The sequence below is a fragment of the Actinomadura bangladeshensis genome (assembly GCF_004348335.1).
In the GTDB taxonomy this organism is placed as follows: Bacteria; Actinomycetota; Actinomycetes; order Streptosporangiales; family Streptosporangiaceae; genus Spirillospora; species Spirillospora bangladeshensis.
Genome location: NZ_SMJW01000265.1, coordinates 1 through 10,550, shown reverse-complemented (window position 1 = coordinate 10,550; position 10,550 = coordinate 1). Strand labels below are relative to the sequence as shown.

At 75.2% G+C, this 10,550-nt stretch carries 11 protein-coding genes; 3 read left to right on the top strand and 8 right to left on the bottom strand.

All coding sequences use genetic code 11. The features are described 5' to 3' along the window. Positions 1–46: 46 nt before the first annotated feature. From E1284_RS33695 to E1284_RS33680, 4 genes are all read right to left on the bottom strand, one after another. Positions 47–664 (bottom strand): hypothetical protein, encoded by a 618-nt coding sequence (locus tag E1284_RS33695; protein ID WP_131944209.1) that lies wholly within the window; start codon positions 662–664, stop codon positions 47–49. A 106-nt stretch (positions 665–770) separates the two neighbouring features. Next, entirely contained in the window at positions 771–1,571 is an 801-nt protein-coding gene (locus tag E1284_RS33690; protein WP_131944208.1) for an SAM-dependent methyltransferase, read from the bottom strand. Between the two features lie 158 nt (positions 1,572–1,729). Then, positions 1,730–2,353, bottom strand: coding sequence for a class I SAM-dependent methyltransferase (locus E1284_RS33685; protein ID WP_131944207.1), 624 nt, complete (start codon positions 2,351–2,353; stop codon positions 1,730–1,732). Continuing rightward, positions 2,350–3,816: a carboxyl transferase domain-containing protein gene (locus tag E1284_RS33680; RefSeq protein ID WP_131944206.1), complete on the bottom strand. Its 1,467-nt coding sequence runs from the start codon at positions 3,814–3,816 to the stop codon at positions 2,350–2,352. The genes E1284_RS33685 and E1284_RS33680 overlap by 4 nt, the downstream gene beginning before the upstream one ends. Positions 3,817–3,930: 114 nt before the next feature. Here E1284_RS33680 and E1284_RS33675 point away from each other — a divergent pair, with 114 nt between their 5' ends. Beyond that, positions 3,931–5,349 carry an amidase gene (locus tag E1284_RS33675; protein ID WP_243714908.1) on the top strand — a complete coding sequence of 473 codons (1,419 nt, stop codon included), beginning with the start codon at positions 3,931–3,933 and terminating at the stop codon, positions 5,347–5,349. 52 nt (positions 5,350–5,401) lie between these two features. On the opposite strand, the gene E1284_RS33670 is transcribed toward E1284_RS33675, so the two are convergent. Further along, positions 5,402–6,766, bottom strand: coding sequence for a sensor histidine kinase (locus E1284_RS33670; protein ID WP_131944205.1), 1,365 nt, complete (start codon positions 6,764–6,766; stop codon positions 5,402–5,404). A 261-nt stretch (positions 6,767–7,027) separates the two neighbouring features. Between E1284_RS33670 and E1284_RS33665 the strand changes: the two genes are divergently transcribed. Beyond that, a complete protein-coding gene (locus E1284_RS33665; RefSeq protein ID WP_131944204.1) occupies positions 7,028–8,278 on the top strand; it encodes a serine/threonine-protein kinase in 1,251 nt (416 codons plus the stop codon). 24 nt (positions 8,279–8,302) lie between these two features. Here the strand turns inward: E1284_RS33665 and E1284_RS33660 are convergent, their stop codons facing one another. Beyond that, positions 8,303–9,421 (bottom strand): PP2C family protein-serine/threonine phosphatase, encoded by a 1,119-nt coding sequence (locus tag E1284_RS33660; RefSeq protein ID WP_131944203.1) that lies wholly within the window; start codon positions 9,419–9,421, stop codon positions 8,303–8,305. A 141-nt stretch (positions 9,422–9,562) separates the two neighbouring features. On the opposite strand from E1284_RS33660, the gene E1284_RS33655 reads away from it, so the two are divergent. Then, entirely contained in the window at positions 9,563–9,778 is a 216-nt protein-coding gene (locus E1284_RS33655; RefSeq protein ID WP_131944202.1) for a hypothetical protein, read from the top strand. A gap of 27 nt (positions 9,779–9,805) precedes the next feature. On the opposite strand, the gene E1284_RS33650 is transcribed toward E1284_RS33655, so the two are convergent. Beyond that, positions 9,806–10,282, bottom strand: a complete 477-nt coding sequence (locus tag E1284_RS33650) for a ribose-5-phosphate isomerase (protein ID WP_131944201.1) — start codon at positions 10,280–10,282, stop codon at positions 9,806–9,808. 55 nt (positions 10,283–10,337) lie between these two features. Next, positions 10,338–10,550, bottom strand: a 213-nt coding sequence (locus E1284_RS41975) for a hypothetical protein (protein ID WP_207924101.1), incomplete at its 5' end; no start/stop codon positions are given.

Sequence of the window (10,550 nt, the reverse complement as noted above, 5' to 3'; positions counted from 1 at the left end):
CCGTACTCCCCAGTAGCCCCCGGCCCACCCCCGAGCCCGCATCCCGCTAGGTGCGGGCGCGGCGGCGGTAGTAGGCGATGGTGACGGCGCCGAGGAGCGGGCCCCAGGCCAGCAGCGGCACGTAGGCGACGGCGCCCAGCACTCCCTGCCAGCTGTGGAGGTGGATGGGGAAGCCGTCCGGCAGCGGGCGGCCCTGGATGGTCTCCTGGAACACCAGGCAGTTCACCACCGACACCGTCCACATCACGGTCAGGATCACCGCGCCGATGGACGCGGGGACCACCGCGGCCATGGTCGGCACCCTGCGGCCGCGCAGCACCGGGATCCAGCGGGGGAACACCTCGCCCCACCGCGCGATCAGCCCCACGGCGGTGAAGGCGACCAGTTCGGACACCAGCGACAGCACCACCACGTAGGCCTCCATGGGCATCCAGCCCGGGAGGTCGCCCTTCCCGTCGCCCGGCCCCAGGCCGCCGTCATCGATGAGCGGCAGGTGCAGGGCGAACACCGCGATCCGCCAGAGCCCCGCCGGCAGCACGGTGAACGGGACGGCCAGCGCGGCGATCCGCGCCCAGCGCGGCACCCCGTCGACCGCGTCGTGCGCGCTCCGCCATCCGGCCCGCACCCGCTCCCAGGGAGCGGCGGGCGTGGTCGCGACCGCCATCACGGTCTCCTCTCGTGGTGCCTCTCGTCTCTGGGCACCACGATCACAGCCGCGACCGGCGCACCGATCCCCCGCCGGGGCGATCCCGCTCCCCCGCGCGGGTGAATCAGGGCTTGCGGGCCACGGCGGCGTAGCCGGGGACTTCGGCGGGGGTGTCCCAGGGGGTGTGCTCGGGGCGCCAGCGGGACATGGAGACGACGCCCGGGTCCAGGAGGTCGAGGCCGTCGAAGAAGCGGGTGATGGCGGCGCGGGTGCGCGGGACCATGGGGTTGGCGGACTTCTCGTTCCAGTCCTCCTGGGCCTCGGCCTGGGCGGTCGCGCCCTCGTCGAAGTCCAGGGTGGCGTGCGTGATCACCAGGTGGCTGCCGGACGGGACGGCGTCCAGCAGCGCCGCGAGGAGGCGCCGGGCCTCCTCGTCGTCGTGGACGAAGTGCATGATGCCCAGCAGCATGATCGCGACCGGCCGGTCGAAGTCGAGGGTCGCGGCGGCCTTCGCCAGGATGCCGGCGGGGTCGCGCAGGTCGGCGTGGATGTAGTCGCAGGCGCCCTCGGGGGTGCTGCTGAGCAGGGCGCGGGCGTGCGAGAGCACCAGGGGGTCGTTGTCGACGTAGACGATGCGCGCGTCGGGGGCGGCCCGCTGGGCGACCTCGTGGGTGTTGTCCATGGTCGGCAGGCCGGTGCCGATGTCGAGGAACTGCCGGATGCCCGCCTCGCCCGCCAGGTGCCGGACGGCCCGGCCGAGGAAGGCGCGGTCGGCGAGCGCGATGTCGGTGATCTGCGGGAACATCGCGCGGAACTGCTCGGCGGCCCACTGGTCGACCTCGTAGTTGTCCTTCCCGCCGAGCAGATAGTTCCAGACCCGTGCCGAGTGCGGAACCGTCGTGTCGATCTGCGGGGTCTCGGCCATCTCGGCGCCTCCCGTTTCGTCGGCCTTCCGCCAACCTAGCGCTCCCGCGCCGCCTCATGATCGAATCCGCGGCGCCCCTCCCGATCTGGCCGCACGTGGACGGTCGCGAACGGTCGCGAACGGTCGCGAACGGTCGCGGACGCGGTCCGTCGCGTCGTTCATCCCGAGGGCTTGCGGAGCAGCAGGTGGCCGGCCGGGGAGTGCTCGTTCTCGTCCGGGCGGCGCAGCAGGCGGGCGACCTCGGTCAGGCCCGCCCGGCGTGCGATGCCGGCCAGGTACCCGATCGGCCGCCGGTGGGCGCGGACGACCTTGTGGTCGAACGGCTCCGGGGCGTCCCCGTCGGTCGACTGGAAGGCCAGCAGCAGGTGGCCGCCGGGCGCCAGGACGCGGTGGAACTCGGCGAACGCCTCCGGGAGCTCCGCCGGCTCCAGGTGGATGGTCGAGTACCAGGCGACGACGCCGGCCAGTGAGGCGTCCGGGAGATCGAGCGCCGTCATGGTGCCCTCGGCGAAGCTCAGGTGCGGGTGGTCCGCGCGGGCCTGGGCGAGCATGGCCGGGGACAGGTCGACACCGGACGCGTCCACGCCGAGGGAGTGCAGGAACGCCGTGATCTGGCCGGGGCCGCAGCCGACGTCGGCGACCGGCCCCCGGTCCCGGACGAGGTCGGCGAACGCGGCGATCAGGGACCGGTCGAGGGGCAGGTCGTCGAGGTAGGTGCGGAAGAGGTCGGCGTACAGGACGGCGACGGCGTCGTAGGCGGCTCGGGTGGCGGATTCGGTCATGGGGCCCGACGATAACGGGCCTGGCGGGCGGCGGGGCCGGTCGGCGACAGGCCGGACAGCCCGGCCTCGATCGCGGCGGCGGCCCGGCGGCAGAACGCCTCCGGCTCGTCGGCGGCGTCCGGGCGCTCCGCCACCAGCGCGTCCGCGATACCGCCGCGCAGCAGGTCGGCCGACCGGACGCCCTGGGACGCGGCCATCTCGTCCGCCCGGGACGGGGTCCGGTGGACGATCACCGAGGCGCCCTCGGGCGGGAGCGGGGACAGCCAGGCGTGCCGGGCCACGAGGACGCGGTCGGCGGGCAGCAGCGCGAGCGCCGCGCCGCCGGCTCCCTCGCCGAGGAGCAGGCAGAGGGTCGGCGCGGGCAGCGTGATCAGGTCGGCGAGGCAGCGGGCGATCTCGCCGGCCAGCCCGCCCTCCTCCGCCTCCGCCGACAGGACGGCGCCGGGCGTGTCGACCACGGTGACCAGCGGCAGGCCGAGCTGGGCGGCCAGCCGCATCCCGCGCCGCGCGACGCGCAGCCCGGCCGGGCCGAGCGGGTGGCCGCCGCGCTGGCTGCTCCGGTCCTGGCCGACCAGGACGCAGGGCGCCGCGCCGAAGCGGGCCAGCGCGAGCATGAGCCCCCGGTCGGCCTCGCCCTGCCCGGTGCCCGAGAGCAGGGTCACGTCGGCGGCGCCGTGCCGGAGCAGCTCGCGGGCGCCCGGACGGCCCGCACGGCGGGACCGCTCGATCGACTCCCACGCCGTCCCGTCCGGCGGAAGGTCGGCGGGCAGTGCCACGGGAGCCGACGGCGGCCCGCCGCACAGGACGTGCAGGGCACGCGACGCCGCCTCGGCGAGATCGTCGATGCCGACGACGGCGTCGATCAGGCCCTTGGCCGCGAGGTTCTCCGCGACCTGCACGCCCGGCGGGAACGGCTCCCCGTAGAGGCCCTCGTACACGCGCGGGCCGAGGAAGCCGATCAGCGCGCCCGGCTCGGCCGCCGTCACGTGGCCGAGCGACCCCCACGACGCGAACACCCCGCCGGTCGTCGGATGCCGCAGGTAGACCAGGTAGGGCAGCCCGGCGGCGCGGTGCGCGGCGACGGCCGCCGTGATGCGGGCCATCTGGACGAACGCGGCCGTCCCCTCCTGCATGCGGGTGCCGCCCGAGGACGGCGCGGCCAGCAGCGGGAGCCCCTCGGCCGTGGCGCGTTCGACGGCGGCGACGATCCGGTCGGCGGTGGCGAGGCCGATCGAGCCGGCGAGGAAGCGGAACTCCGACACGACGAACGCGACGCGGCGGCCCCGCAGCAGGCCCTCCCCGCTGAGGACGGCCTCGTCGCAGCCGCTGCGCTCCCGGGCCGTCGCCAGATCCCGGGCATAGGAGGACGGATGCTCCTCGGCGGGCGGCCGGTCCCAGGACGTCCAGGCACCGCCGTCCAGCACGCGGCGCAGCAGTTCGCGCGCCCCGACCCGTTCCGCCACGCGGCCCCTTCCCTCGGTCTTCCCAGCATGATGACCTCAAGGCGGGACCACCCGGCACCCGGGGGTCGACACTGGGAGGAACCCGGCGTCAGGCCCGGGAGAACAGGAGTGCACGTGTCCGAGGAGATCTGCTTCGCCTCAGCCCGCGACCTGGCCCGCCGCATCCGCGTCCGCGAACTGTCGGCGCGCGAGGTCGTGCGGGCGCACCTCGACCAGATCGAGCGGACGAACCCGCAGGTCAACGCCATCGTCACGCTGGTCGCGGAACGGGCGCTGCGGGAGGCGCGGGCCGCCGACGAGCGGCTCGCCGCCGGGGTGCGGCCGGGCCCGCTGCACGGCCTGCCCGTCGCCCACAAGGACACGCACGCCACCGCCGGCGTCCGTACCACGTCCGGGTCGCCGATCTTCGCCGACCACGTCCCGGACCAGGACGAACTGGTCGTCGAGCGGATCCGCGCCGCCGGAGCCGTCACGCTCGGCAAGACGAACGTGCCGGAGTTCGCCGCCGGGTCGCACACCTTCAACCCCGTCTTCGGCCTGACCCGCAACCCCTACGACCTCTCCCGGTCGGCGGGCGGCAGCAGCGGCGGCGCGGCGGCGGCGCTGGCGTGCGGCATGCATCCGCTCGCGGACGGCAGCGACATGGGCGGCTCCCTGCGCAACCCCGCCTCGTTCTGCAACGTCGTCGGGTTCCGCCCGTCGCCGGGCCGCGTGCCGTCGTGGCCGGTGCCGGCGGGCTGGGCGACGATGGGCGTGCAGGGCCCGATGGCCCGCGAGGTCGCGGACGCGGCGCTGCTGCTGTCGGTGCTCGCCGGCCCCGACCCGCGCAGCCCCATCGCGCTCGACACGCCCGGCTCGGCGTTCGCCGCGCCGCTCGACCGCGACCTCCGCGGGCTCCGCGTCGCCTGGTCCCCCGACCTCGGCGGGGCGGTCCCGGTCGACCCGGCCGTCACCGGCGTCCTCGAACCCGCGGCCAAGGTGTTCGAGGAGCTGGGCTGCACGGTCGAGGTGGCGTGCCCGGACCTCTCCGGCGCCGACGAGGTGTTCCGCACGCTGCGCGCCTGGCACTGGGACATCGCCCTGCGCCCCCTCCTGGACGAGCGCCGCGCCGACTTCAAGACGTCCCTCGCCGAGAACATCGACGCCGGACGCACCCTCACCGGCGCCGACCTCGGCCGGGCGGAGGTCCTGCACACCGCGCTCTTCCACCGCGTCCGGGAGTTCTTCGAGCGGTACGACGCGCTTCTCCTGCCGGTCAGCCAGGTGCCGCCGTTCGACGCCGGCATCGAGTACCCCGAGGAGGTCGCCGGGCACCCCATGCCCGACTACCTGGAGTGGATGCGCTCCTGCTTCCTCGTCTCGGCGACCGGGTGCCCCGCGCTGTCGGTCCCCGCCGGATTCACCTCGGACGGCCTGCCGGTCGGGCTGCAGATCGTCGGCCCCCACCACGCGGACCTAGCCGTCCTGCAGATCGGCCACGCATTCGAGCAGGCGACCGCCCACGCCGCCCGCCGCCCACCCCTCCTTCGTTGACCTGCGGCGTGTTGTTGTTATGGGCGTCCTCATAACAACAACACGCCGCAGGTCAACGGAGTTCGCGGGGGATGCGGAGGACGAACCGGGCGCCCTGGTCGCTGTCCGCGGCGACGAGCGTGCCGCCGTGCGCGCGGGCGATGTCGCGGGAGATCGTCAGGCCGAGGCCGGTGCCGGAGCGGTCGCGGGCCAGGCTCTCGGGGAGCCGGTGGAAGCGCCAGAAGATCCGCTCGCGGTCCTCGGGCGCGATGCCCGCGCCGTCGTCGCGGACCTCCAGCACCGCGTCCGGGCCGTCCGCCGCCACCGTGACCCAGATCCGGGACCTCGTGTGCCGCTCGGCGTTGTCCAGCAGGTTCGTCAGCACCCGCACGAGGTGGTGCGGGGTGGCCCACACCACGACGCCGGAGGCCGCGTCGACCTCGACGGGGACGCGCCGCGCCCGGCGGTCCACCTCCGCGCGGACCAGCTCGCCGACGTCGACGTGCTTGCGCTCGACGTGCACGCCGGCCCCGAGCCTCGCCAGGACGAGCAGGTCGCTGACGATGCCCTGCAGCCGGTCCGCGTCGCCGAGCGCCGCCCGCGCGACCGCCGGCCAGTCCTCGTCCTCCGGGTGCTCCAGCGCGACCTCCAGCTGGGCGCGCAGCCCCGCCAGCGGGCTGCGCAGCTCGTGCGAGACGTCCGCGACGAACGCGCGCTGCCGGGCCAGGACGTCCGCCAGCCGGTCCAGCGTCACGTTCACGGACGTGGCGAGGGCCGCCACCTCGTCCTTCGGGCCCGGGACGCTGACCCGCCGGTCGCTCTCGCCGCCCGTGATGTCGGCCAGCTCCGCGCTCATCACCCGCACCGGCCGCAGCGCCCGCCGCACCGCCAGCGACACACTCCACCCGACCGCGGCGGTCGCGACGAGCGCCATCGCCACGAGCAGGCCCATGAACCGGCCCTTGTACTGGGTGAACTCGGTGATGGGCGCGCCGGCGTGCACGATCCGGACACCGGTGTCGGTCCGCACCAGCTCCGACACGAGGTAGACCTCGGCCTTCCCCCGCACGTGCACGATGCGGAACTCCGGCCGGCCCGCCACGCGCGGCTCCGGCACCTTCAGCGGCCCGCGCCCCGACAGCGACTCGCTGGACGCCAGCACGGCGCCCTCCCCGTCCACGACCTGCAGCAGAGTGAAATCGGGGTCCTGGACGTGCAGGGTCCCGCGCGGGTCCGTCTCCTGGACGAACGTGGACAGATCCGAGATGACGAGCGTCCCCTGGCCGTGCAGCCCGTCGTACACCGTGTGCCGGACGACCTGGTAGAAACCCACCGCGCCGGCGACGAGGAGCAGGCCGACGATGAGCGTCGCGGCGGCGGTCACGCGGGTCCGCACCGACCAGCACGACGGCGACAGCGCGCCCCCGAGTCTCCGCACCCCGGCGCTCCTCCCCCTCCGGCCCGCGCATGGCGTGTCCGGCGCCGCGATCGGGCCACCGCGCGCGCGTCCCGGTACCCGGGGGGCCGGCGCAGACAAGGTTCTTCCTGGTCTCGACTGCCCGAAACCTCACCGCGAACGGGCGCCTCCGCAGCGGCCCGCCGGCGGGCGTTCGCGCAGTTCATTGCAGAACCCGCCCATAATCCGCCGCCGAACGGGGATGGACGGACGGAAGATGACCGAGGGAGCCAGGAACACCGCATGGACGGAGACATCAGGCCGCTCGACCCCGCCGACCCGCGCGAGGTCGCCGGACACACGCTGCTGGGCCGGCTCGGGTCGGGCGGCATGGGGACGGTCTACCTCGGCGCCGACCCGGTGTCCGGCGGACGCGTCGCGGTGAAGACGATCCATCCGCACCTGGCCGGCGACCCCGTGTACCGCCGCCGGTTCAAGGACGAGGCGTACCTCGCGAGCCGCGTCGCGTCGTTCTGCACCGCGCGGGTGCTCGCGCACGGCGAGGAGGACGGCCGCCCCTACCTCGTCACCGACTACGTCGGCGGCGTCTCGCTGCACAGCCGGCTCGTCGCCGAGGGTCCGCTCCCGCCTGCCGACCTGCACGGCGTCGCGGTCGGCGTCGCGTCCGCGCTCGCCGCCATCCACGCCGCGGGGCTCGTGCACCGCGACCTGAAGCCCGCCAACGTGATGCTCACGCTGTCCGGCTGCCGCGTCATCGACTTCGGCATCGCCAGCGGGCAGGACGAGGCGAGCGGCACCGACGCGTCCGGCAAGGTGCTCGGCACGCCCGGCTGGATGGCGCCGGAGGTGCTCGTCGGCGGCCCCGCGACCCCGGCCGCCGACATCTTCGCCTGGGGCTGCCTCATCGCGCACGCCGGGACGGGGCAGATGCCGATCGGCGGCGATCCCGCGACGCTCCGCATCGGGGACCCCGACCTGTCCCGGCTGCCCGAGTCGCTGGTGCCCGCCGTCCAGGCCGCGCTCGCGCCGGACCCGGCGCACCGGCCCACCGCGCCCGACCTGCTGCTCGCCCTCGTCGCGCAGCCGCAGCCGCACCCGCACATCGGCGGCTGGCCGGAGGCGGACCCGGCGCCGCGGCCGCAGCGGCCCGCCGACCCGGCACCGTCCGCCCCGCCGCGCTGGGAGGAGACCGAGACCCGGGCGTTCACCCCGCCCGGCATGGCCACGGGCACCATCCCGCCCACCTTGCGGACCCGGCTCCTCGCGGGCGTCGCCGCCGCCGCCGGGACGCTGCTGATCGGCGCCATCATCAGCGGGTTCACGCAGGGCAGGGGCGACTCGCCGGCGGCGCCGGCCACGGCCGTCCCGGCGAGCCCCTCGGCGCCGGCCGCGCCGCCGAAGCGGGCGAGCGCCGTCAAGCCGGCGGTGGCCAAGCGGCCGCCGGTGAAGCCGCCCAAGCCGAAGCACAGGCCGAAGCACCAGGCCAAGCACGGCAAGCACGGCGGGCCGAAGGGCGGGCACAGGCGGGGGTAGGCCGCCGCGCGGCGGGCGGGCCGGTCAGGTGCGCCAGATGAGCACGAGCGCGCAGTCGTCGTCGCGGGCCGCCGCCATCGTCTCGACCAGTTCGCGCGCGCCGCTGCCGAAGCCCTGCGGGACGAGCCGCTCCGCCTCGCCGAGCAGCCGGTCGATCCCGGCGTCCAGGTCGCTGCCGGGCGACTCGACCAGCCCGTCGGTGTAGAGGAGCAGCGCGTCGCCGGGCCGCAGCTTGCCCGTCTCCGGGACGCAGCTCAGGTCGGGGACCACGCCGAGCACGACGCCCTTGGCGGAGCTGACCCGCCACTCGCCGCTGCTCGCGTCGAACTGGACCGCCGGCGGATGCCCGGCCGATTCGACCGTGTACTCCCCCGAAGCCAGGTCGACGACGACGTGCACGGCCGTGACGAAGCCCTCGTCCCACCGCTGCCGCTGCAGGTAGGCGTTGCAGGCGGGCAGGAACCGGTCGCTCTGGACCGATCCAAGAAGCCCGCCGAAGGCGCCCGACAGCATCAGGGCCCGGGTCCCCGCGTCGGTGCCCTTGCCGGAGACGTCGACGAGCGCCACCTCCAGCGTGTCGCCGTCGCAGGACGACACGACGAAGTCGCCGCCGAACGACGACCCGCCGGCCTGCAGCATCACGACCTGCGACTCCCAGCCGTCCGGCAGCTCGGGCATCTCGCCCTGCCGCCGCAGCCGGTCGCGCAGCTCCAGCAGCATCGAGTCGCCGCGCAGGCCCTGCACGCCGAGCTGCTGCCGGGTCCGGGCCAGGGTGAGCGCGAGCACCGCCGTGATCGTCAGCGTGGCGATCATGCCGGGGCCGATCGCGGCGACGTCCTTCCAGGCGTTGTAGGCCGCCATCGCGACGACCACGCCGAGCAGCGCGAGCAGGCTGCGCACCTTCAGCAGCAGCCCGCCGCCGAGCACGATCAGCACCAGCGCGCCGGACGGGGCCAGCCCGCGCGAGTCGCTCGTGGTGGCGAACCCGATCGCGATCGCCAGCACCGCGAGGACGGCGAAGACGTTCCGCTCCCTGGTCAGCTTCCCCTGCCGGGCCAGCCGGTACAGCGCCACGAGCAGCGGGACGCGGCGCAGCACGGCGCGCACCCGCGGCGGAAGGAGCTGCACCAGTCGTTGAAGCATGACTCCGGCACTGTATCGAGCAATCGGGCCCTCCGGTCGGTATCCGGGGACCCGGTGACTCTTTGCAACGGTCCAGCTCCGTTTTATATGGGTATGTATCACCCGGGGGACAGGTGGTTCCGCGGTGAGAGGAGACGGCGCATGGTCCAGTCCGGAATGCGGGTCACGGTGGACGCGGCGATGCGCGCGCGGGACGTGTCGCGTCCCCGCCCCGAGGGCGGGGAACCGCCGGCCGCCGCCCCCGGCCCGGGCAGGCCCGCCGAACCCGCCCGGCGCACCAAGGCCGCCAAGAACGCGCGGCGCCGCCAGGGCAAGCGCGGCGCCGCCGCCCGCAGATCTTCCGAGAACGGCCTGTGACCGCCGCTCCCGTCCCCCGGTGGGCTCTCAGCCCTCGCGCGGGAGCGGCGGGAGTTCGCCGGTGTGCTCGTAGGCGCTGAGCATCCTGATCCGGCGGGTGTGGCGCGGCTCCTTGGAGTAGTGCGTCCCGATGAACAACTCGACGAACCGGGTCGCGGTGTCCAGGTCGTGCTGGCGGGCGCCGAGCGCGATGACGTTGGCGTCGTTGTGCTCGCGGGCGAGCTTCGCGGTGTCCTCGTTCCAGACCAGCGCGGCCCGCACGCCCTTGACCTTGTTGGCCGCGATCGCCTCGCCGTTGCCGGAACCGCCGACGACGATGCCGAGCGCGCCCGGCTCCGCGGCCGTCCGCTGGGCGGCCCGCAGGACGAACGGCGGGTAGTCGTCCACGGCGTCGTACGCGAACGCGCCGCAGTCGACGGCCTCGTGCCCGTTCTCCTTCAGCCAGGAGACCAGGTGCTCCTTCAGCTCGAAGCCGGCATGGTCGGTTCCCAGAAACACGCGCATGCGGGGATTCTCCCAGGTCGCCGGGCGCGGCTCGCGCGGGGGTCGGGTCGCCGGGTCAGGCGTCCCCGCCGTCGCGCTTGCGGTCGATGATCGTCCGGTCGGCGAGGCCGAGGTCGTCGTCCTTCGCGGCGTCGTCCGCCGCGTTCTCGGGCGCGTCCGGCTTCGGCTCGTCCGGTGCCCCGGGGGCCGCGGGCGGGGCCTGCTCGGGCGCCGGCGCGGACGGCTGCGGCGGCACGGGCGGCGCGCCGTACTGCTGCTGAGGCTGCGC